The following is a 21,604-nucleotide window of genomic DNA, read 5'->3' on the forward strand; positions in this document are numbered from 1 at the left end:
GCTCACCCCCGCGCCGAGGCAACCCCGGCTCATGAAGCCCAAGTAAAACGGGAGCCCCGAAAGAGGAGGCCGGAGGCAGAACTCCGGCCAGTGACGAACTAGGGCAGGACAGGCAGTGTTCGCGAGGTTCATGCTAGCATGGATCCCGCGGGCCGCCCGTTCACGTTTGGCGGGCGCCGCATGACCTGACGCGCGTTAGTGCTGGGCGGCCCCTAGATTCCCAGGGACAGAACCAGTTCCTGCGAGGCGGCGCCTTGAGCCATTTTCATCCCTCTCCAGTCCTTGGCATATGGCGACAGACAGGCACAGTTCGCGTGGTTCTATTGATAGCATCATGCGAACGGCCTGCCTGTTCGAGCCCATTGTTCGAATGCTTTGAACGCGAAGAAAGGCCGAGGGCGAAGCCTCGGCCAAGTGACGAACAGGGTACAGGCAGGAGTTCGCCGGGTCATCATACGAGGGCGTCTCGGTCGCGATAGTCCATCAAAGGGTGTATGAGTCTAGCCGAATGCGCGTATCAGCTGAGCGCCTGCTTCGTGTGTTCTGTGAGCTTGTAAGCGCCGCGTGGGGGAGCTTCCGGCTCCCGCGCAAAAGTATCCCGGAGCGAGCAAGGCGAGCCTGCATTGGTAAAAGCCCCGTAGGTCGCTCAGGTGCCGCGCTGGTGGCGATGGTGCCGATATATGAGTTGGGTAGCCACCAGGCCGGGACGCGCACCTGTGGCGCTCCCTCGCGCATTTCGGTCTGCAGCTGCCGGTAGTCGTCCTATCGTTGGCCCACCTCGCTGGTGTCATTGATGCGGTCGAGTAGGTGCAGGATCAGCTCTTCTGTCACGGTGAGGCTGTCCGCGCCCGGCCGATCGTGGTCCTCGTTGCTGGCTCCTTTCTAGATCGCCAGCGGCGCAGGGTCGGGGGCGGCTCAGCCTCTTCTACATGCTCGAAGGTCGCCAGAGAGGCGCGTAGGTGGCGACGGTGGCAATTTTTGAGACAGGGTAGCCGCCGACCCGGTTCGCGCACCAGTGAGACGCTCTATGCCGGGATGCGTTTCATAGCGTGAGAGACGCACGAGAGTCGGACATCATCTGACCCCGCCCGCATCCACCCGGCACCTGCTGACATCCATTATCATCGTAGGGTTTTTGCAGGGGATACATCGGCCATTCTTCGGAGCGCGTCGTTTCGCCTCTTCATGGCGAGCGCCGGAATAACTCCTGTAGAACATGGGATTAGGCCCGACGGGCGACTCCGCGCGTCGTATAATGGCGGCAGATGCAGCAACGAAGAGATTGCCCGATGCCGACCCCGCCGAAGACCGTCGCCGACGCCTGCCAGAGCTGGCTCAAGACCTGTGAACGCAACGAACTCGAACGCGCCACGCTGAAGGCCTACCGGAGTCATGTCACCATTCACATCGAGCCGCGGCTCGGCGCCGTGGTTCTGGCGGTGCTGTCGCGCAGCCAAGTGCGCGACTTCATGTATGACCTGCTCGATGCCGGTGTTTCACGCGCGCAGGTCAAGAAGGTGATGGTCAGCCTGCGCTCGATCCTGTCCGAGGCCATGGAGCGCGAATGGGTCGAGCACAACGTCGCCACCGATGTGAAGCTCAAGCGCCAGACGCGCACGGCAGGCGACGGGAAGGTGATCCCCACCAAGGACGAGATCCGCCTGATCATCGACAAGGCTCCGGCCTCGCATCGGGTGATGTTCATCACGGCCATCTTCACTGGCATGCGCATCTCGGAGCTGCGCGGGCTGAGTTGGGCGGGCGTCGACTTCGACCGCCGCATGATCCGCGTCACTCAGCGCGCCGACGAGTTCCAGCAGATCGGCGCGCCGAAGAGCAGGGCAGGGCGACGCGAGATCCCGATGGCCCCGATGGTGCATGATGCGCTGCTGGCGTGGCGCGACGAGGTCGTCGAGAGTAAACTGGACCTCGTCTTCCCCAACTCGAAGGGCAAGGTGCAGAGCTACTCGAACATCAATAACCGCGTCTATCGGCCGATGATGCGCGAGCTGGGCCTCGTGGACGAGGCCGGCCTGCCGCGCTTCGGTTTCCACTCGCTGCGCCATGCAGCCGCCTCGCTGTTCATCGAGCAGGGCTGGAACCCCAAGAAGATCCAGACGATCATCGGCCACGCCTCGATCACCATGACGATGGACACTTATGGGCATCTGTTCGAGAGCGCAGACGATGACATCGCCCTCTTTGAGAAGATGGAGCGCGATCTAATGGCGGCGTGAGAGGCTTGCGGGCGAATGGCCTCGCACCCTATGCGTTAGGCATGACCCCACGACCGCACTTCTTCGGCTATGGCAGCCTCGTAAACCGCAGTACGCATGACTTTGTAGAGGCCCACCCTGCCAAGGCGCGCGGCTGGCGCCGGACATGGTGCCTGACTGGGCACCGCGACCATGCCTTTCTAAGTGTCGTGCGCGACGTGGCGACCACGATCGAAGGCCTGATGGCACATGTGCCGGGCGGCGACTGGGCCGCGCTCGATGCCCGCGAGGCAGGGTATGCCCGCGTTCGAGCATGCGACGACGTGGACCATGCCGTTGCTGACCCGGTCGAGGTGGCGATCTACTCGGTCGTGCCCGGTCGCTGGCCGGTGAAGGAGCGCATGCCGATCTTGTTGAGCTACCTCGATGTCGTGCTTCAGGGCTTCTTGCGCGAGTTCGGCGAGGTGGGGGCGCAGCGCTTCTTCGAGACGACGGATGGCTGGGAGGTCGGCATCGTGAATGACCGTGCCGCGCCGCTCTACCCGCGCCACCGCGTGCTGAGCGCCGAGGAGCGCGATTTTGTTGACGGCGCGATTGCCATCCGAGGCCTTCGGGTCGAAGCCTTATAGTAGTGGCTCAGAGCCACGAGGCTGGCCGTGCCTGTAAGCGCGCCTAGGCGTCGGGCGCGCATGCCGAGCTGAGCCTAATGGATTGAAAATCCTCGTGTCGGTGGTTCGATTCCGCCCCCGGGCACCATTCATGCCGCAGGCATGATATTCGCATCTCGACATGTCTTCCTGATCTTTCGCCACCCCGCCCCGCTACTGCAGGGCCGCCCGTATCGCGTCGATGGCTTCGAAGGTCTGGTGCGTCAGCTGCGGCATCACGTAATCGGGCCAGGTCGAGAGCTTGACGACGACGAGCGCGCTGTCGGGGTCGACGTAGATGAGCTGGCCGAACACCCCTCGGGCACAGATGTCGCCACGATCGGCGTCGCGGATCCACCAGAAACGGCGATACGCCCCGCGCGGGAAGATGGCCGTGTAGGGCGCGCCGAAGACCGAAGGGTCTCCTTGCCGCATCGTCTCGATCCAGGCGCGCGGCACGATCTGCGCGCCCTCGACGCGCCCCTCGTTCAGCAGCAGAAGACCGATCCGGGCGAAGTCGCGCAGGGTGGCGTTGAAGCCGCCATCGGCGAGCGCGGTGCCGGCGGTGTCGACCGTGAAATACGCGTCGCGCTCGGCGCCGATCCGTTGCCAGACATGCCGCGACAGCAGCTCTGCCAGCGGCTCCCCGGTGACGCGTTCGAGCACCCAGGCCACGACGTCGGTCTCGATCGAGCGGTAGTCGAAGGCGCCGCCATGCGGGCGGATCTGCGGCAGGCTCAGGATCACGTCGCGGATCGTCGGGCGGGCCTCGTTGGCGCGCGCGGGGCGCCAGCCCGAGGCGATGTCGATCCGGGTCATGTCGCTGTGCGGCGCGTTGTAGTCCTCGCTGAAGCGCACGCCCGAGCGCATGTCGAGCACCTGCGACAGCGTCGCCTCGGCGTAGCCGCAGCCCGAAAGCTCGGGCACGATCCCGGCCAGCGGCGCGTCGAGGTCGAGCCGGCCCTCGGCATGGATCGCCCCGGCCAGCAGACCGGTCACGGATTTCGAGACCGATTGCGACAGGTGCAGCGCGGCCGGTCCCATGGCGTTCAGGTAGCGCTCGAAGACCACCCGGCCGCGATGCATGACGAGGAAGCCGTCGGTGTAGCTCTCCTCCAGGAAGTCGTCGAGGCTGCGGCTGCCGCCGGCCGGGTCCGGCACGGCGAGGTCGCCGAGCGGATCGGCCGCCTCGGGCAGAGGCCGCACCGGGCCGGTGCCGCGGAACACGTCGACCGTCGGCACGAGGCTGCGGACGTTCTGGAAGGACCAGCGGTTGAACGGCGGCAGGTCCCAGTTCGTCAGTGTCGGCCGCTTCTCCGGCGGTGGCGGGAAACCCTGCATGATCCCGAGTTCGCGCGCCGTCCTGGGGCGGCGGCCGAGAACCGGCGTCGCTTTGGCATGGGGCATGGCAGTCTCCGGGGGCAGGAAAGCGGGGGGTGAGGGACGGCGCGCGGATCGCTCCGCGCGCCGGGCCGGGCCTACTGCTTCAGGCGGGTCCAGACCTTGTTGTAGAGATCGACCACCTCCTGCGGGCAGGGGGTGACGAAATCCGGGGCCGGGGCGTCGGCCGGCATGACGATCTCGGGCGCCTCGAGCATCTCGGCATCCATGAACTCCTCCGAGCCGAGGATGCCGTTGGCGTAGCGCGCGAAGTTCGAGGCCATGGCGGCGTGCTCGGGCTCCATCATGAAGTTCACGAAGAGCTTGGCGTTCTCCATGTTCGGCGCGTCCTTGAGCACCGCGATGTTGTCCATCCAGCCGGTGAAGCCTTCCTTGGGATAGGCATATTGCAGCGTCGGGCGCTGGGCGCGGGCGCGCATCGCCGCGCCGTTCCAGTTCTGGCTCAGATCGACATCGCCCGAGGTCAGCTTCTCGATGGTGGCGTAGTCCATCGTGCGCCAGTGCTGCTTGGCCTCGATCAGCAGGTCCATGACCTCGCGCATCTGCTCTTCGTTGCCGTTGCAGCGCCCGTAGCCGAGGTAGCGCAGCCCGGCATTGATCACGTCGTTCATGTCGTTGAGCATGTTGATCCGGCCCTTCAGCTCCTCGGGCGGATCGAACAGCAGCGACAGCGAGTTGATGTCGCCGTCATAGACCGCCGTGTCGACGGTGAAGGAGGTCGTGCCCCACTGGTAGGGGATCGAGTAGTCGCGGCCCGGATCCCACCAGACATCGACCCATTTCGGATCGACGTTGTCGAAGTTCTCCATCTCGTTGGGCTTGATCTCGGCCAGGAGGTCCTGCTCGATCATCACCTTGATCATGTAGTCGCCCGGCACGACGATGTCGTAGCCGGTGTTGCCGGCCTGCACCTTGGCGAGCATGGTCTCGTTCGAGTCGTAGCCGTCGAGATTCACCTCGACGTCGTATTCCTGCTCGAACTTCTCCAAGAGTTCCGGCGGCGTGTAGTTGCCCCAGTTGTAGATGTTGAGCTCGCCCTCCGCCGCGGCGACGGTGCCGACGAGCGCCAGCGCCGATGCGACGGCGAGGCCTGTCACGGGTCGTGTCATCTTGGTCCCTCCTGTTGTGCCGCCGTCATTTCCGCATCTGCCGCTGCACCCAGAAGAGCAGCAGCACCAGCAGGACCGAGACCCCGACCAGGATGGTCGACACGGCGTTGATCTCGGGGGTGATCCCGCGGCGGATGGCGCCGAGGATGTAGATGGGCAGGGTGGTCTCGCCGGGGCCGGCGATCATCAGCGTGATGATCACGTCGTCGAGCGAGACCACGAAGGCCAGCATCGCGCCGGCAAGGATGCCCGGCGCCAGCAGCGGCAGCGTGACCAGCCGGAACGTCCGCCACGGCGTCGCATAGAGGTCGGCGGCGGCCTGCTCGAGCGTCAGCGTCATGTCCTCGAGCCGCGCGCGCACCGGCATGAAGGCGAAGGGGATGCAGAAGGCGGTGTGCGCCAGCATCAGGTAGCCGATGCCGTTGACGCCGGTCAGGCGCTTGATCAGCGAGAACAGCGACAGCGTGGCGATGGCGGTGACGATCTCGGGGATCACCAGCGGCTGGTTGACGATGCCGAGCGCCAGCGCACGCCCCCTGAAACGCGGGCCACGGGTGGTGGCCAGCGCCGCCATGGTCGCGGCGACGGTGGCGCCCAGCGTCGCCACGGCGGCGATCTTCAGCGAGGTCCAAGCGGCGCCGCGGATCGCCTCGTTGGCGAAGGCGGCCTCGTACCAGCGCCACGAGAACTCGGTCCAGCGCACCACCGAGCGGTTGTCGTTGAAGGAGAACACCACCAGCACGACGATCGGCAGGTAGAGCGCGACGATGCAGGCCCAGGCCACGGCCGAGAAGCCGGGCATGGCGCGCAGGTCGCGCATCCGGCGCCGCGCCGGGGACCGGGTGCCGGCCATCGGGGTGCGGTCGCGGGCGGCGGCGGAGATCTCAGCCATGGGCGCGACCCTCCCGTCCGGCGGCGCGGGCATGGGCCAGCAGCACCAGCACCACCAGCGCCATCAGGATCAGCGCCGCCGCCGAGCCGAAGGGCCAGTTGCGCGACGAGCCGAACTGCATCGCGATCATGTTGCCGATCATCAGCTTCTTGCCGCCGCCCAGCAGCTCGGGCGTGATGTAGGCGCCGAGGCCGGGGATGAAGACCAGCACGCAGCCGGCGACGATGCCGGGGCGGGCCAGCGGCACGATCACGTGGCGCAGCACCTTCCAGCGGCCGGCATAGAGGTCGTAGCCCGCCTCAAGAAGCCGCATGTCGATCTTCTCGAGGCTGGCATAGAGCGGCAGCACCATGAAGGGCAGGTAGGCGTAGATCAGGCCGATGAAGACCGCCGTGTCGGTGTAGAGGATCGACAGCGGCTCCGAGATCAGCCCGACCTGCATCAGCGACAGGTTCACGATCCCCTCGTCGCGGATGATCAGCAGCATCGCGTAGGTGCGGATCAGCAGGTTGGTCCAAAAGGGCAGGGTGATCAGGAACAGCCAGAGATTGCGCTGCTCGCGCGGCCTCGTGGCGATGAACCACGCGGTCGGGAAGCCGAGGATCAGCGCGCCCAGCGTCGCGCCGAAGGCCAGCCCGATCGAGCGGGCGAAGATCGACAGGTAGGCGCCGTTGAACTGCAGCGTGTCGTCGAAGATGTCGCGCTCGAACAGGAACTGCACGTAGGCGTCGAGCGAGAACGCCCAGCTCACCCCGCCATAGGTGCCGGGCGTCAGCACCGAGTAGACGAGCGTGATGCCGAGCGGCAGCACCCCCACGGCGAGGATGATCGCCAGCGCCGGGGCGAGCAGCGCGGCGCGCGACAGCCCTGCGCGGCGGGAGAGCATCGCGCGGCTCACGCCAGCACGCGCGCCTGCTCGGGCGCGATGCAGGCGCCGAGCCGCGCGCCCGGTTGCAGGTGCTGCGGGTCGACCGGGCCGGAATGGCGCAGCACGAAGGGCTCGCCCGAGGCGAGGCGCAGATGGATGTGCGAGCCCGAGCCGAAATAGACGACATGTTCGAGGCGGCCCTCGATGGTGGCGGCCTCCTCGGCCCCGGCGAGCCGCGCGCCCTCGGGCCGGACCGCGACCGAGACGGCGCCGTGCCGCGGCAGCTCCGGGTCGAGCCGCGCCTCGATCTCGGCACCGCCGCCGAGCCGGACCAGCGCATGCCCCTCCCGGCTCATGCGCTCGATCCGGCCCTCGAGAATGTTGATCTCGCCGATGAAGTCCGCGACGAAGCGATGCGCCGGCCTGTCGTAGATCTCGGCCGGGCTGCCGACCTGCAGAACCTCGCCCGCGCGCATCACCGCGATCCGGTCCGACATGGTCAGCGCCTCCTCCTGGTCGTGGGTGACGAAGACGAAGGTGATGCCGGTCTCGGCCTGCAGCTTCTTCAGCTCGAGCTGCATCGCCTTGCGCAGCTTGAGGTCGAGCGCGGCCAGCGGCTCGTCGAGCAGCAGCACCCGCGGGGCCGGCGCCAGCGCCCGGGCCAGCGCCACGCGCTGCTGCTGCCCGCCCGAGAGCTGCTCCACCCGCCGCCCCGCCATGGCGCCGAGTTCGACCAGCTCGAGCATCTCGGCGCTGCGCCGCGCGATCTCGGACCGGGACCGGCCGAGCATCTTCAGCCCGAAGCCGACATTCTCGGCCACCGTCATGTGCGGGAACAGCGCGTAGTTCTGGAACACGGTGTTGACCGGGCGCCGATGCGGCGGCAGGCCGGAGATGTCCTCGCCGTCGAGCTCGATCCGGCCCGTCGTCGGCAGCTCGAAGCCGGCGATCAGCCGCAGCAGCGTGGTCTTGCCGCAACCCGACGGGCCGAGCAGTGTGAAGAACTCGTTCTCGCGGATGTCGAGGCTGAGATCCTTCAGTGCCTCGATCGGGCCGAAGCGCTTGGTCAGCCGCCGGGCCGCGATGGCCGGGCGCTGTCGGGCCCGGTCGGTCTGGCGTTGCGGATCCTTGTCCATGACGTCTCTCCGTGCGGTCAGGGCAAGGCTAGCCGCGCCGGAACGCGCCGGTAAATATCCCGATGGGGGTAGAGGTCAGCGCATGACCGACTGCAGGAACCGCGACAGCAGTTCCGACTGCGATCCGATCCCGAGCTTGCGGTAGAGGTTCTTGCGGTGGATCTTCACCGTGCCGGTCGTGGTGCCTGTCAGGGCACCGATCGAGGCCGAGGAATGGCCCTTGAGGATGAGCCCGGCGATCTCGCGCTCGCGCGCGGTCAGCACATCGGTGCCGAACTGCTCCAGCGCTTGGGTGATCGACTGGCCGAGGCCGTATGGCGGCTCGTCGGGGCGGTTCTCGAAATGCTTGCGCGAGAGCGAGCCGATCAGCGGCAGCTGCCGCCTGAAGGCCGCGAGGTCGCGGGCGGTGAAGCGCGGCTCCCGCCCGATCCGGCCCAGCGAGTAGAACAGCGCGGAGCCGCCCGGCATGCGGATCAGCAGGGCCATCTCGTCGCGCAGGTCGATGTTGCCGTAGTAGAGCTTGTAATAGGTCGACCGCCGGAAATGGTCCGGCGCGACGTCGCGCAGCCGCACCGCGCAATCGGTCGCCCCGCTCAGGAACACGTCGTGGATCGGGTCCAGCAGGTAGGCGCTCTCGAGGTAGTCGTCGATCACCACCCGGCGGCGCTCGGCCCGGACGTTGTCATGGACATGTGTCGGGGCGCGGTTCGGGTGCAGCGTGGTCACGAAGGCTCCGGTGAACGGCGCGGCGCGGCGCAGCAGCCCGATCATCGCCGGGAAGAAGTCCGGTGTGTGCAGCGCCTGCACCGCCAGCGACAGCGCGTCATCCCGCGAATTTCCTTGCCCGGAGGCGTCTTCGGTCGGCTTACTGCGTGTCGACAGGTTCAAGTCTCGGCGTCCCAGCTTTCGGAGCGTCGGTGGTCGGCGGCGAGGCCGCATGACGCCGTCCACAACATCCGCCGGGCGAGTGGCCGTGGGCAAGCCCTATTGGAGGAGGAACGCCGATGACGGGTCGGTTCGGCATCACGCGGGCAAGCGATGGGAGCGTTCCACGGCAGGGGCGGCCCGCGTACGTCAATCCGCATGCCGCCGAGTCGATCGGCGCGGTCGAGGCGATCTATGGCGGCGCTCTCGGGCCCGATCTCGCGGTCAGCACCTTTCGCAACATCCACCGGCTGTTCCCGACCCGCACGGTCGCGGCCGCCGGCACGCCGCGACCTCTGCCCTCCTCCGACCGGCGCCTCGGTCCGGTCGCGGTCGAGATCGATGGCGCGACCTACGGTTTCGACGATGCGCTCGCACTCGACCGCGTCACGGGGCTGATCGTGTTGAAGGACGGCGCGGTCGTCCACGAAACCTACCGGCACGGCAACCGCCCCGACACGCGCTGGATGTCGATGTCGGTGGCCAAGTCGGTCACCTCGACGCTTCTGGGCGCGGCGATCGCCGAAGGCCATGTCGGCGGGCTCGACGACATGGTGACCGACCACGTGCCGGCGCTTGCGGGCAGCGCCTATGACGGCGTCACGGTCGGGGACATCCTGCTGATGGCGTCGGGCGTGGCATGGGACGAGACCTACACCAATCCGGCGTCGGACCGCCGCGACCTGCTGCGCGCCCAGATCGCGCAGCAGCCCGGCGCGCTGATGGCGGTGATGGCGGCGCTGCCGCGCGCGGGAGAACCCGGCACGCGGCACACCTACTCGACCGGCGAGACGCAGGTGCTGGGCGAGGTGGTGCGCGGCGCGACCGGCCTGCCGCTGGCCGAGTACCTTTCGCGAACGATCTGGACGCCCTACGGCATGGAGACCGACGCCGAATGGTGGCTCGACGCCCCCGGCGGCGCCGAGATCGGCGGCTCGGGCCTGTGCGCGACGCTGCGCGACTACGCCCGCTTCGGCCAGTTCTTCCTCGGGGGCGGGGTGATCGACGGCCGATCCGTGCTGCCGGAGGGCTGGACAGAGGCCGCCGGCCGACGCCAGACGCTCAGGACAGGCGCGGAGATCGACTACGGCTACATGTGGTGGCCCGCCTGGACCGCGACCTCGATGGCGGACCGGGCCTTCACCGCCGTCGGCATCCATGGGCAGTATCTCTACCTCAACCCGGCGCGGAACATCGTCGTCGTCCTGAACTGCGCACGTTCGGCACCGACCGGGCAGGAGCCCGTCGAGACCATGGCGCTCATCGATGCAGTGGTGGGCGCCATTCGTTGACCTTCTGACGTGGCTCTCGGCCGGAAGGCATCGCCCGTGGCGGCGCGCCGATCCTCGATCCCTTTGCTGGTCATGCTAGCCATGTCGTACGGGACAGCCTCGGCCACGGGCGCCCCTCCCGGTCCGCGCTTTCGGTGCCGGCGCTCCCATGCTTCGACCGGTTGATTAGGCGGAAACGCTCGAAATCGCGCCCCAAACATCATGGGAAGGTTCCCACGAGGCATTTCGGGTGCTACTGATCGGGTCGGGGAGGCGCGAATCGCCGTGTCAGAGACAGCCGCACCATTGACGATCATCGACATCGCACGCTTGTCCGGCGTGTCGAAGAGCACGGTGTCGCGGGTGCTGTCCGGCGCCGGGAACGTGTCGCAGGAGGCCCGCGACAAGGTCATGGCCGCGGTGCAGGAATCCGGCTTCCGCCGCAACGACCTCGCCCGTTCGCTGCGCTCCGGCCGCACCGGGATGATCGGCCTGCTGATCCCCGACATCGCCAACCCCTTCTGGGCGGACGTGGCCCGCGGGGCGCAGGACGCGGCCGACGCGGAAGACATCTCGCTGCTGATCTTCAACTCGGATTGGGATCCGGAGCGCGAGCGCCGCCACCTGCAGGCCCTGACCCAATCGCGCGTCGACGCGGCCATCGTGAACCCGGTGCGCGACGGGCTGGATGATTTTCTGCGGTTCCAGATACCGCTTGTCCTGATCGGGTCCTCCGCGGAGCGGTTCCCGCAGCTGCCCTCGGTCGGAAGCGACATCTCGCAGGGCGTGTCGATCGGGCTCGACCGGATCGTCGCGGCGGGGCTGGGAATGCCGGCGCTGCTGGTGGGCGATGCCGAGCGTACGGCGCGGGAACGGTTCGTGGCGGCCGTACGGGCGGTGGGCGAGGCCGAGGGATGGCCGCTCGACGAGATGCGGCTGGAGGATGGGCAGTACACGGTCGAGGGGGGACGCGCCGCGATGGAGCGGCTGTTGAAAGCCGGCCCGCCACGCGTCGTCTTCGCGGCCAACGACCTGATGGCGCTGGGCGCGCTGCAGGCCATTCGGGCGGCCGGGCTGCGATGCCCCGAGGAGGTGGCGCTGCTGGGCTTCGACGGCATTCCGGCGGCCGAGGTGTCGACCCCGGCGCTGACCACGGTCGGCAAGCCGTCGCGCGAAATCGGGCGGCAGGCCTTCAAACTTCTCAATCGCAAGGTGACGGGGCAGGCGGAGGCGCCGCGCCTGTCGCTGCCCTGCACGCTGATCGAGCGCGAAACGCTGCCGCGCATCGACCACCCCCGCGCCGTCGGCACGGGCTAGGGAGGACCTGATGACCAGACACGACCGGGAGGACCGGAGCTCGTCGACGGCTGGGAACGTTCCCAATCCCGACCTGCTCACCGCCGAGATCGCCGGCGACAGCTGGCCGGAGGAGGAGTTCGACAGTCGCGGCGCCCGGCTCCGGGACGGGGTCCGGGAATGGTGGCCCTATTACCTGATGCTGGCACCGGGGCTGATCTACTTCGCCCTGTTCCATTACCTGCCGGTCTGGGAGGCCAAGCTGGCCTTCGAGGATCTGCGCATCATCGGCCCGAACCTCTGGGTCGGGCTCAAGCACTTCGCGCAGCTCTTCGCCTCACCGGCCTTCTTCGAGGTGCTGGCCAACACGCTGATCATCAGCGCGATGAAGATCGCCTTCGTCTTCCCGCTGCCGATCCTCCTCGCGCTGCTTCTGAACGAGGTCCGCTCGGGCCGGTTCCGGCGCGGCGTGCAGTCGGTCATCTACCTGCCGCACTTCCTGTCATGGGTGGTGATCGCGGGCATCTTCATCGCGGCGCTGTCGCCGGGCGACGGCGTGATCAACGACCTGCGCGACATGGTCGGGCTCGAGCGGCGCAGCTTCATGACCGAAAGCGGGTCGATCCGCTGGGTGCTGGTCTGGTCGGAGGCCTGGCGCAGCGCCGGCTGGGACAGCCTGCTCTACTTCGCGGCCATCATGTCTATCGACCCCGCGCTCTACGAGGCGGCCGAGATGGACGGGGCGAGCCGCTGGCAGAAGATGCGCTACATCACCCTGCCGGGCATCGTGCCGACCATCGCCACGCTGTTCATCCTGAATGTCGGGCTGTTCCTGAATGCCGGCTTCGACCAGGTGTTCAACCTCAGCAACGATGCGATCCGGGACAAGATCGACATCATCGACACCTATGTCTACCGGCTCGGCATCACCGGCGGGCAGTTCTCTCTGGCCACCGCGGCGGGCCTGTTCAAGGGCGTCGTGGGCATGACCCTGATGCTGGGCGCGCATTTCCTGTCCAAGCGGCTGACGGGCAGGGGGGTCTGGTAGATGGCGACGCGCAACCGCACCCCGCTGGAGCGGGTCGAGGAGGCGATCATCCTCTCGGTCCTGCTGGCCATCGTCGTCGTGACCGTGCAGCCGATCCTGAACCTGCTGGCGATCTCGCTGTCGGACCCGGCCCGGGTGCCGGGGATGAGCGGCATGGCGATCCTCCCCGAGGGCTTTTCCGTCGACATCTGGACGCTGCTCGCCAACCACCCGGCGGTGCAGCGGGGGCTGATGAACTCGGTCTTCATCACCGCCGTCGGCACGGTCCTCAACGTGAGCTGCACCGCGCTCATGGCCTGGGCGCTGTCGCGTAGGCGGCTGCCGTTCCGGCGCACGCTCTTCGTGCTGATCCTGGCGACGATCGTGTTCGAGCCGGGGATCATCCCCGACTACTTCGTCATGCGGCGGCTCGGCCTGCTGGACAGCTATTCGGCGGTCATCATCTACAAGATGGTCAACGCCTGGTACCTGATCATCCTGATCCGCTTCTTCGAGGAGGTGCCCGAGGAGCTGATCGAGGCGGCGACGCTCGACGGGGCCAACGCGTTCCAGATCTTCTGGCGGGTGGTGGTGCCGCTGGCCAAGCCGGCGCTGGCCACGATCACCCTGTTCTACGTCGTCTACCACTGGAACGAGTTCCTGCGGCCGATGATCTACTTCAACGACCAGGACATGTGGCCGTTGCAGGTGGTGCTGCGGCAGTTCGTCGTGGTCGGCGACAAGGCCGCCATCGTCGGGCTGCAGGCGATGAACAGCTACGAGGGCGCCAGCCAGATCGACTTCAAGGCGTTCCGGGCGGGCATGATCCTGTTCACGATCCTGCCGGTCCTCGCGATCTACCCGCTCATCCTTCGCTACTTCACCAAGGGCACCATGTCGGGGGCCCTGAAGTGACCGGAACCGTGACCTGCACCCAAGGGAGGAACTTGATGCAACACCTGTCCATTTCCCGCCGCGCCCTGCTGGCCGGCCTTGCCGCCACGCCGATGGTCGGCCTGCTATCGCGCCCGGCACGCGCCGCGAGCGGCACCATCCGGATCGTCATGAAGGACCTTCTGACGACCAACCCCGAGGACGTCGCCCATATCGGGCGGATCGAGGAGGCCCTGGCCGCCCGCGGCCACGACATCTCGATCGAGATCGTCGACCTGCCCTCGGAGGGCTATGCCGAGAAGCTGAACCTGATGCTGCTGTCGGGCGACATTCCGGATGTCATCTACTTCCAGGGCGGCGACGAGCAGATCGCCCAGCAGGGCGTGCTGCAGGATCTCGGGTCGCTGATCGAGGGGACGGAGCACCTGGCCCCGGCGCTCTGGCCGCACAACACCGCGCGGATGGCGAACTACCCCTACCTGCTCTACGTCTTCCCGGCCCGGACCAAGGCCCCGGTTATCCGCCGCGACCTGCTGGAGGCGACGGGCCTGTCCGCGCCCGCCAGCCTCGAGGAATGGGACGCCCTGCTGCGCGCCATCCCGGGCATCGAACTCGATGGCACGACGGTGAGCCACGGCATCATCGCCCCCAACAACACCGACGAGATGGACGCGGTTTTCGACCCGGCCTTCGGCATCGACCGGACCTGGATGCAGGACGAGGCGGGCGAGTGGATCCACTCGCGGATCAGCGCGGGCGAGCGCGAGAAACTGGCCTGGTATGCCAGCCTCTACGCCGACGGCGTGCTCGACCCCGAATTCGTGACCTCGAACTGGGAGGTGAAGGAGGACAAGTTCTACACCGGACAGGTCGGGGTGGTCATGGGCACCGCCGGTCCCGTCATCGGCATCTACGAGGCCAAGATGGCGCAGGTGAACCCCGGCGCCGAGCTGGTCCTGCTGACCCCGCCCGCCGGGATCCAGGCCATCGACGTCAGCAAGGAAAGCCGCGGCTTCGCGATCCCGGTCACGACCGAGCAGACCGAGGCCGTCATCGCCTTCCTCGATTTCATGGCCAGCCCCGAGGGGCAGATGATGGACCGGCTCGGCTTCGAGGGGGAGCACTACACCCGCGACGGCGACACGCTGACGCCGACCGACAAGCTCGGCGCCTGGTATCCCCGTTTCGTCTACGACAACCCGAACCACTACCAGCCACCGATCAGCCCGCTCTCCGACCTGGCGCAGGCCTCGCTCCAGCAGGGGGTCGACAACTTCCGCGCCGACAACAGCTTCGTCTGGCCGGCGGATCTCGCCGCGGCGGTGGACGGGGCCGAGACCTACTACCGCACCAACGTCTTCCGCTTCGTTTCGGGCGAATTGTCGACCGAGCGTGACTGGGACGCCTATGTGCAGGGCTGGCTCGATGCCGGCGGGCAGGCGATGATCGACCACGCGAAGGCCGTGCTGTGACCCTAGATGCAGCACAGGGCGGCCCCGATCTGCGGGGCCGCATCCGGGCCATGGTCCATGGGGTCGCCTTCGGCGACGCCATGGGCGCTCCGGTCGAGAAGCTTTCCGCCGCCGAGATCCGCGAACGCTATGGCCGCGTGACCTCGCTGCGCACGGCCTGGCACCGCGACGGCCAGGACGAGGTCCAGCGCAAGGGGCGGGTCCGCGGCCACGGCATCACCACCGACGACACCGCCATGACCCTGTCGCTGATGCGGATCTACGCGGCCGAGCGCCGGCACCTCGATGCCTGGGATATGGCGACTGGCATGGTGCGCGAGATCGCCTGGGAAAGCCGCTGGGTACCCGAGCTGCAGCGCGTGACGCCGCTGATCGAGCGGCTGTTCTACCCCGAGAAGTGGATCTTCCAGCGGCTGCAGCTGTCGGGCTGCGACCCGCGGCAGGGCGGGGTCGGCAACATGGTGAACTGCGGCGCGACCATGTACATCGCTCCGGTCGGCGCGGTGAACGCCTGCAACCCGCGCGCCGCCTATGACGAGGCGATCAACTTCGCCGCCGGTCACCAGCAGAGCTACGGGCTCGAGGCCGCCGGGGCCTTCGCGGCCGCCGTCGCCCGCGCCTTCGTGCCCGGAGCGACGCTGGACGAGGTGGTCCGGACCGCCCACGACCTCGCCCATGACGGCACCCGCTCCGCCATCGCCGAGGTCGTCGCCGCCGCCGAGGATCTCCGCCGGAAGGGCGCAGGCGCGGAGGAGGTGACCGAGGTGCTGCACCGGGCCATCGCGCCCTTCTCTCCGATGGGCGACGACGTGGCGCACGGCCCCGAGAAGGCGGGGCGCGCCACGGCCGCCTACCAGCCCTCGCGGCTGCTCTCGATCGAGGAGCTGCCGCTCGCTCTCGGCTTCTGCATCACCGCCGGGGGCGATTTCCGGCAGGCGGTCGTCGACGGCATCAATTCCGGCCGCGACACCGACTCCATCGGCGTGATGGTCGGCGCGATCCTCGGGGCCATGCACGGCCCCGAGGTGATCGACCCCGAGGACGCCGCGCTGCTCGACAGCGCCAACCGCCTGACCCTTGCCGCCGATGCCGACCGCTTCGCCGAGGCGGTGGCCGACATCATGGAAGGCGACGCCGCCCGCGCGACCGACATCGCGGCGGGGCGCCGGATCCTGCTTCAGACGACTTTCGAGAGGTCCGCCGAATGACCCCCGACACCATCCGCCAGAAGATCTACGCGGGACTGATCGGCAAGGCCGTGGGCGTGCGCCTCGGCGCCCCGGTCGAGCCGACGGTCTGGGACCACGAACATATCCGGGAGGTCTATGGCGAGATCGACGACTATGTCCGCGACTACCGCAACTTCGCCGCCGACGACGACACCAACGGCCCGCTCTTCTTCGTGCGGGCGCTATGGGACGAGGGCGACGCGCTGACCCACGCCGCCGCGGGCCGCAACTGGCTGAACTACATCGCCGACGGGCACGGGATGCTCTGGTGGGGCGGTTTCGGCATCTCGACCGAGGAGACGGCCTACCGCCATCTCCAGCAGGGCAGGACGCCGCCAGAGACCGGCAGCATCGCGCTGCGCGGCAAGGTCGAGGCCGAGCAGATCGGCGGCCAGATCTTCTCCGATTGCTGGGGCTGGGTCTGCCCGGGCGATCCGGAGGAGGCCGCGCGGCTGGCCCGGATCATGGGCGCCGTGTCGCATGACGGCGAGGCGCTGGAAGGCGCGGCCTATGTCGCTGGCGCCACCGCCGCCGCCTTCACCGCGACCGACATCCACGAGGTGCACCGCAGGGCGCGGGCGCTGGTGGCCGACGGCTCGCATTACGCCCGGGTGATCGACGCGGTCGAGGCCTTCCACGCGGGCGAGCCTGCGGACTGGCGCGCCTGCTTTCACATGCTCGAACGCGATTTCGGCTACGACAAGTGGACCGGCGTCTGCCACGTGATCCCGAATGCGGGCGTGGTCGTTCTGGCGCTGCTCTATGGCGGCGGCGACATGCCCCGCACCGCCGCCATCGCCACCATGTGCGGCTGGGACACCGACTGCAACGCGGGCAACGCGGCGAACATCGCCGGGGTGCTGCAGGGCGTCCGGCCGCACTGGGCCAAGTGGCGGCGACCGATCAACGACATCCTGATCACCTCGGCGGTGACCGGGTCCCTGAACATCGTCGACATGCCGTCGGCGGCCCGCGACATGGCGGTGCTCGCGCTGCGCCGCCGCGGCGATGCCGTCCCCGAGGGCTGGGCCGAGGCGGCCCTGTCCCGCGACGTCTTCTTCGACTTCGCCCTGCCGGGCGCGAGCCACGGCATCCGCGCCGAGGGCTCGCACCGGCTGCGCACGATACCGGGCCACCATGCCGGCGCGCTCGACGTGCAGATCGACCGCTGGGCGAAGGGCGACGCGGGCCGCGTGTTCTGGAAGCCCTTCTACCGGGAGGCGGATTTCGACGACAACCGCTACCGCCCGATGCTGTCGCCGGTCACGGCCTCGGGCCAGACCGTCACGGTCGAGCTGATGGGAACGAAGGCGCTGGAAGGCCCGCGCGAGGTGCATTTCGTGCCCTATGTCCGGCTTGCCGCCAGCGGCGAGCGGATCGACCTCGCCGATTGGGCGCCGCTGCCCGAGGATTGGCAGGCGGTGCGCTTCACGCTGCCCGAAAGCGCCGAGGCGATCGACGAGATCGGCGTCCGCCTGGCGCAGCACGGCGAGGCGCGGGTGATGATGTCCTGCCTGATCCGGTCCTTCCGCGTCACCGGCCCCGGCCACACCGTCATTTCGCCGGCCGAGGAGGCCGAGGAATGGGGGGCGGTCAGCCGGTTCAGCTTCAACCGCGGCGACTGGGGCCTCGAGGACGGCCGGATCATCGGCCGGACGACGAGCGACGCCGACCTCTGGACCGGCCACGCCTTCGCCACCGACCAGACCGTCACCGCCCGGATCATGTGCATCGCGGGCGACAGCCATCTCGTCTCCGCGCGCGCGGCTGGGGCCCGGCGGTTCTATGCCGCGGGGATCGAGGCCGGCCGCGCCGTCATCCTCTGCGAGGATTTCGGCACCACCGTGCTGGCCGAGGCGCCGGTCACGGCCGGGGAGGAGGTGGAGCTGACCTTCAGCGCCATCGGCGAGCGGCTGTCCCTGTCGATCGACGGGCAGGAGTTTCTGACCGCAACCGACGGCCGCCATCCGCGCGGCATGGCCGGCCTGCGGCTCGGTGCGGCCGGCGCGATCGGCTGCACCGGTTTCGAGATCAGGGAGGGCTGAGCGATGGGCCGCATCCAGCTGGAAGGGGTCGGCAAGAGCTACGGCGGTGTCGACGTTCTCGACGGCATCGACCTCGACATCGCGGATGGCGAGTTCGTCGTGCTGGTCGGGCCGTCGGGCTGCGGGAAGTCGACGCTCCTGCGCATGGTCGCGGGGCTGGAGGACATCTCCCGCGGCCGGATCGTGATCGACGGCAGGATCGCCAACCGCATTCCCGCGAAGGAGCGGGGGCTGGCCATGGTGTTCCAGTCCTACGCGCTCTACCCGCACATGAAGGTGGCCGACAACATGAGCTTCTCGCTCCGGCTGGCCGGGGCCTCCAAGGCGGAAATCGGGGCCAAGGTGCAGGAGGCGGCCGAGATCCTCGGCCTCGGCCACCTGCTCGACCGCCTGCCCAAGGAACTGTCGGGCGGTCAGCGCCAGCGGGTCGCCATGGGGCGCGCCATCGTGCGCGACCCCGAGGCCTTCCTGTTCGACGAGCCGCTGTCGAACCTCGACGCCAAGCTGCGGGTGCGGATGCGGTCCGAGATCAAGAAACTGCACCAGAAGCTGGGCAAGACGACGCTCTACGTCACGCATGACCAGACCGAGGCGATGACCATGGCCGACCGGATCGTGGTGCTGAACGATGGCGGCATCGCGCAGATGGGCCCGCCCTCCGAGCTTTACGACAACCCCGTCTCCGAGTTCGTGGCAAGCTTCATCGGCTCGCCCGAGATCAGCCTGTTCCGGGCCATGTCGGCAGGGCCCGAGGCGCGCCATGTGCAGCTGAGCGGTGGCACGACGATGCCGCTGCCGCGCCCGCTCGACCTGCCCGAAGGGCGGGCCGTCACCTACGGCATCCGGCCCCAGACCATCACGATGGCCGAGGATGGCCCGGAGGCCGTGGTGCAGTTGGTGGAGCCGACCGGAGAGACCGCCGACGTGACGCTGACCGTCGCCGGGCAGGACATGGTGGCGGTGTTGCCCGCCAAGGCCCGCCTGTCGCCGGGCGACCGGATCGCGCTGGGCGTCCCGGCGGACCGGGCGCTCGTCTTCGACCCCGAGACCGGGGGGCGCCTGCTGTGAGCTGGGCCGAGACCGACTGGCAACCGGGCGCGACCGGCCCGCTTTCGGGGCTGCGCGTGCTCGACCTGTCGCGGCTGGTCGCGGGGAACATGACCTCGCTGCAGATGGCCGATTTCGGCGCCGACGTGGTCAAAGTGGAGCCGATCCCCGCCGGTGATCCGCTGCGAGCCTGGAAACAGGCCGGTGTGCCGAGCTTCTGGAAGGTCTATGGCCGCAACAAGCGGTCGCTCGGCCTCGACTTCCGGGACCCGGCGGCGGGCGATGTCCTGCGCCGGCTGATCGCCGGCAGCGACGTGGTGATCGAGAACTTCCGCCCCGGCACACTCGAGCGGATGGGGCTGGCGCCGGACGACCTGCTCGCCCGGCATCCGCAGCTCGTGCTGCTGCGGGTCTCCGGCTTCGGCCAGTCCGGGCCCTATTCCAGGCGCCCCGGCTTCGGCACGCTGATCGAGGCGATGTCGGGCTTCGCCGCCCGGAACGGCGAGCCGGAGGGCCCGCCCTTGCTGCCGCCTCTGGCGCTGGCCGACATGATCGCCGGCCTCTACGGCGCCCATGCCGTCGCGATGGCGCTGCGGGCGCGGGATGCGGGGCAGGGGGGGCAGGTGATCGACCTCTCGCTTCTGGAGGCGATGACCTCGGTCCTCGGGCCGGAGGCGCTCGACCAGCTGCTGACCGGCGTGCCGAAGCCACGGGTCGGCAACGGCTCCAACACCTCGAGCCCGCGCAACGCCTACCGGACCCGCGATGGCGCATGGATCGCGGTGTCGGGGTCGATGCAGTCGATGGCGGAAAGGCTGTTCCACGCCATCGGCCGGGCCGACATGGTCGACGACCCGCGGTTTCGCACCAATGCCGACCGGGTCGCCCATCGCGCCGAGGTGGACGCGGCGGTGGCGGCATGGTTCGCGGAGCGCGACCGCGACGAGGCGCTGGCCCTCATGGACGCCGCCGGCGTCACCGCCGCACCGATCTACGACAGCGCCGACATCGCGCGCGACCCGCATTTCCGGGACCGGGGCGTCTACGTCGCCCTGCCGGACGGGGACACCGGCGCGTCCGTGCAGCACAGCCCCTTGCCCCGGATGTCCGCGACACCGGGCAGCCTGCGCCGGCCCGCTCCGGGCATCGGCGAGGACGGGGCGGAGATCCTTTCGGAGATCGGCTTCTCGCCGGACGAGATCGCCAATCTGCGGAAGGCGGGGACGATCGCATGAGCTGGCGTTCGCTGCTCTACGTGCCGGCCAACGTGCCGCGCTTTCTCGAGCGCGCGCAGGCCCGCGGCGCCGATGCGCTGATCCTCGACCTCGAGGATGCCGTGCCGGACGCGGAGAAGTCCAGGGCGCGGGACCTTCTGGTCGCGCATTGGGACGGGCTGGCGCAGGGATCCGCGCAGCTGGTCGTCCGGATCAACGCCGACCTGCTCGAGGCGGCCCGCGACCTCGACGCCGTGGTCCGCCCCGGCCTCAAGGGGCTTTACGTCGCCAAGGCCCGCGGCGCCTCGATGATCGCCTGGCTGGCCGCGGCGCTCGACCGGCTCGAGGCGGAGCGCGGCATGCCTGCGGGCGGCATCGGCCTCGTGCCGCTTCTGGAGGACCCGACCGCCATCGAGAGGGCGTTCGAGATCGCCGTCGCGCCGCGCGTTCGGGCGCTTGCCTTCGGGTCCGAGGACTACGCCGCCGCCTGCGGGATGGAGCCCACGCCGGAGGCCCTGCTCTATGCCCGGCAGAGGCTCGTTTCCGCGGCCCGCGCGGCCGGTGTCGCACCCCTGGGGCTGCTGGACAGCGTGGCCCGGCTTGACCATGACGACCTCGCCGATCTCGTGCGGCGGTCACGGGCCTTTGGCTTCGCCGGGGCCAGCGCCATCCACCCGGACACGATCGCCGCGCTGAACGCGGGCTTCCTGCCCGGCGCGGACAGCGTCGCCTGGGCCGAAGCGGTGTTGCAGATGCTGGCGGCGGCGCAGGCGGACGGTCGCGGTACCGCCCGGCTGGGGGGGCGGATGATCGACGCGCCGATGGCCCGGCGCGCCCGGGACATCCTGGCGATGGCCGCGACGCGCGGGGGCCGGGAAGCCGGGTGACACGCCACGGTCGCGGGGCCTTGGGCGAT

At 68.8% G+C, this 21,604-nt stretch carries 18 protein-coding genes; 12 read left to right on the forward strand and 6 right to left on the reverse strand.

What is annotated here, in order from left to right; genetic code table 11:
* Positions 1–1,289 precede the first annotated feature (1,289 nt).
* Both BLT43_RS14805 and BLT43_RS14810 read left to right on the forward strand, forming a co-directional pair.
* On the forward strand, positions 1,290–2,237 hold the full coding sequence (locus BLT43_RS14805; protein WP_090114065.1) for a tyrosine-type recombinase/integrase: 948 nt from the start codon (positions 1,290–1,292) through the stop codon (positions 2,235–2,237).
* Between the two features lie 41 nt (positions 2,238–2,278).
* The gene (locus BLT43_RS14810) at positions 2,279–2,845 is read left to right on the forward strand and encodes a gamma-glutamylcyclotransferase family protein (RefSeq protein WP_090114067.1); all 567 of its coding nucleotides are present in this window, start codon (positions 2,279–2,281) and stop codon (positions 2,843–2,845) included.
* 192 nt (positions 2,846–3,037) lie between these two features.
* Here the strand turns inward: BLT43_RS14810 and BLT43_RS14815 are convergent, their stop codons facing one another.
* From BLT43_RS14815 to BLT43_RS14840, 6 genes are all read right to left on the reverse strand, one after another.
* Positions 3,038–4,270, reverse strand: coding sequence for a serine hydrolase domain-containing protein (locus BLT43_RS14815; protein WP_090114068.1), 1,233 nt, complete (start codon positions 4,268–4,270; stop codon positions 3,038–3,040).
* 71 nt (positions 4,271–4,341) lie between these two features.
* Positions 4,342–5,373 carry an ABC transporter substrate-binding protein gene (locus tag BLT43_RS14820; protein ID WP_090114070.1) on the reverse strand — a complete coding sequence of 344 codons (1,032 nt, stop codon included), beginning with the start codon at positions 5,371–5,373 and terminating at the stop codon, positions 4,342–4,344.
* A gap of 25 nt (positions 5,374–5,398) precedes the next feature.
* Positions 5,399–6,193, reverse strand: a complete 795-nt coding sequence (locus tag BLT43_RS14825) for an ABC transporter permease (protein ID WP_090114134.1) — start codon at positions 6,191–6,193, stop codon at positions 5,399–5,401.
* Between the two features lie 64 nt (positions 6,194–6,257).
* Positions 6,258–7,151, reverse strand: a complete 894-nt coding sequence (locus BLT43_RS14830) for an ABC transporter permease (RefSeq protein ID WP_090114072.1) — start codon at positions 7,149–7,151, stop codon at positions 6,258–6,260.
* Between the two features lie 8 nt (positions 7,152–7,159).
* Positions 7,160–8,269, reverse strand: a complete 1,110-nt coding sequence (locus BLT43_RS14835; protein ID WP_090114074.1) for an ABC transporter ATP-binding protein — start codon at positions 8,267–8,269, stop codon at positions 7,160–7,162.
* A 75-nt stretch (positions 8,270–8,344) separates the two neighbouring features.
* Positions 8,345–9,157, reverse strand: coding sequence for a helix-turn-helix transcriptional regulator (locus BLT43_RS14840; protein ID WP_165612630.1), 813 nt, complete (start codon positions 9,155–9,157; stop codon positions 8,345–8,347).
* A gap of 116 nt (positions 9,158–9,273) precedes the next feature.
* Between BLT43_RS14840 and BLT43_RS14845 the strand changes: the two genes are divergently transcribed.
* The 10 genes from BLT43_RS14845 to BLT43_RS14890 all read left to right on the forward strand — a co-directional run bounded on the left by BLT43_RS14845 (position 9,274) and on the right by BLT43_RS14890 (position 21,575).
* Positions 9,274–10,485: a serine hydrolase domain-containing protein gene (locus BLT43_RS14845; RefSeq protein WP_090114078.1), complete on the forward strand. Its 1,212-nt coding sequence runs from the start codon at positions 9,274–9,276 to the stop codon at positions 10,483–10,485.
* A gap of 201 nt (positions 10,486–10,686) precedes the next feature.
* A complete protein-coding gene (locus BLT43_RS14850) occupies positions 10,687–11,781 on the forward strand; it encodes a substrate-binding domain-containing protein (protein WP_090114080.1) in 1,095 nt (364 codons plus the stop codon).
* A 10-nt stretch (positions 11,782–11,791) separates the two neighbouring features.
* Positions 11,792–12,808, forward strand: coding sequence for an ABC transporter permease (locus tag BLT43_RS14855; protein ID WP_090114085.1), 1,017 nt, complete (start codon positions 11,792–11,794; stop codon positions 12,806–12,808).
* Entirely contained in the window at positions 12,809–13,702 is an 894-nt protein-coding gene (locus BLT43_RS14860; protein WP_090114087.1) for a carbohydrate ABC transporter permease, read from the forward strand.
* 35 nt (positions 13,703–13,737) lie between these two features.
* Positions 13,738–15,153 carry an extracellular solute-binding protein gene (locus BLT43_RS14865; protein WP_207497592.1) on the forward strand — a complete coding sequence of 472 codons (1,416 nt, stop codon included), beginning with the start codon at positions 13,738–13,740 and terminating at the stop codon, positions 15,151–15,153.
* 50 nt (positions 15,154–15,203) lie between these two features.
* Positions 15,204–16,361: an ADP-ribosylglycohydrolase family protein gene (locus BLT43_RS14870; RefSeq protein WP_090114089.1), complete on the forward strand. Its 1,158-nt coding sequence runs from the start codon at positions 15,204–15,206 to the stop codon at positions 16,359–16,361.
* The gene (locus BLT43_RS14875) at positions 16,358–18,427 is read left to right on the forward strand and encodes an ADP-ribosylglycohydrolase family protein (RefSeq protein WP_090114091.1); all 2,070 of its coding nucleotides are present in this window, start codon (positions 16,358–16,360) and stop codon (positions 18,425–18,427) included. The genes BLT43_RS14870 and BLT43_RS14875 overlap by 4 nt, the downstream gene beginning before the upstream one ends.
* Positions 18,428–18,430: 3 nt before the next feature.
* The gene (locus BLT43_RS14880; protein ID WP_090114093.1) at positions 18,431–19,495 is read left to right on the forward strand and encodes an ABC transporter ATP-binding protein; all 1,065 of its coding nucleotides are present in this window, start codon (positions 18,431–18,433) and stop codon (positions 19,493–19,495) included.
* The gene (locus BLT43_RS14885; RefSeq protein WP_090114095.1) at positions 19,492–20,709 is read left to right on the forward strand and encodes a CaiB/BaiF CoA transferase family protein; all 1,218 of its coding nucleotides are present in this window, start codon (positions 19,492–19,494) and stop codon (positions 20,707–20,709) included. The genes BLT43_RS14880 and BLT43_RS14885 overlap by 4 nt, the downstream gene beginning before the upstream one ends.
* Positions 20,706–21,575 carry an HpcH/HpaI aldolase/citrate lyase family protein gene (locus BLT43_RS14890; RefSeq protein ID WP_090114097.1) on the forward strand — a complete coding sequence of 290 codons (870 nt, stop codon included), beginning with the start codon at positions 20,706–20,708 and terminating at the stop codon, positions 21,573–21,575. The genes BLT43_RS14885 and BLT43_RS14890 overlap by 4 nt, the downstream gene beginning before the upstream one ends.
* Positions 21,576–21,604: the final 29 nt, after the last annotated feature.

The sequence above is a fragment of the Limimaricola pyoseonensis genome (genome assembly GCF_900102015.1).
GTDB classification, from domain to species: domain Bacteria; phylum Pseudomonadota; class Alphaproteobacteria; order Rhodobacterales; family Rhodobacteraceae; genus Limimaricola; species Limimaricola pyoseonensis.

Coding starts and splice junctions, on each gene's coding strand:
- BLT43_RS14805 (WP_090114065.1), top strand. CDS start 1,290: ATGCCGACCCCGCCGAAGACCGTCGCCGACGCCTGCCAGAGCTGGCTC.
- BLT43_RS14810 (WP_090114067.1), top strand. CDS start 2,279: ATGACCCCACGACCGCACTTCTTCGGCTATGGCAGCCTCGTAAACCGC.
- BLT43_RS14815 (WP_090114068.1), bottom strand. CDS start 4,270: ATGCCCCATGCCAAAGCGACGCCGGTTCTCGGCCGCCGCCCCAGGACG.
- BLT43_RS14820 (WP_090114070.1), bottom strand. CDS start 5,373: ATGACACGACCCGTGACAGGCCTCGCCGTCGCATCGGCGCTGGCGCTC.
- BLT43_RS14825 (WP_090114134.1), bottom strand. CDS start 6,193: ATGCGCGACCTGCGCGCCATGCCCGGCTTCTCGGCCGTGGCCTGGGCC.
- BLT43_RS14830 (WP_090114072.1), bottom strand. CDS start 7,151: ATGCTCTCCCGCCGCGCAGGGCTGTCGCGCGCCGCGCTGCTCGCCCCG.
- BLT43_RS14835 (WP_090114074.1), bottom strand. CDS start 8,269: ATGGACAAGGATCCGCAACGCCAGACCGACCGGGCCCGACAGCGCCCG.
- BLT43_RS14845 (WP_090114078.1), top strand. CDS start 9,274: ATGACGGGTCGGTTCGGCATCACGCGGGCAAGCGATGGGAGCGTTCCA.
- BLT43_RS14850 (WP_090114080.1), top strand. CDS start 10,687: ATGGGAAGGTTCCCACGAGGCATTTCGGGTGCTACTGATCGGGTCGGG.
- BLT43_RS14855 (WP_090114085.1), top strand. CDS start 11,792: ATGACCAGACACGACCGGGAGGACCGGAGCTCGTCGACGGCTGGGAAC.
- BLT43_RS14860 (WP_090114087.1), top strand. CDS start 12,809: ATGGCGACGCGCAACCGCACCCCGCTGGAGCGGGTCGAGGAGGCGATC.
- BLT43_RS14865 (WP_207497592.1), top strand. CDS start 13,738: ATGCAACACCTGTCCATTTCCCGCCGCGCCCTGCTGGCCGGCCTTGCC.
- BLT43_RS14870 (WP_090114089.1), top strand. CDS start 15,204: ATGGTCCATGGGGTCGCCTTCGGCGACGCCATGGGCGCTCCGGTCGAG.
- BLT43_RS14875 (WP_090114091.1), top strand. CDS start 16,358: ATGACCCCCGACACCATCCGCCAGAAGATCTACGCGGGACTGATCGGC.
- BLT43_RS14880 (WP_090114093.1), top strand. CDS start 18,431: ATGGGCCGCATCCAGCTGGAAGGGGTCGGCAAGAGCTACGGCGGTGTC.
- BLT43_RS14890 (WP_090114097.1), top strand. CDS start 20,706: ATGAGCTGGCGTTCGCTGCTCTACGTGCCGGCCAACGTGCCGCGCTTT.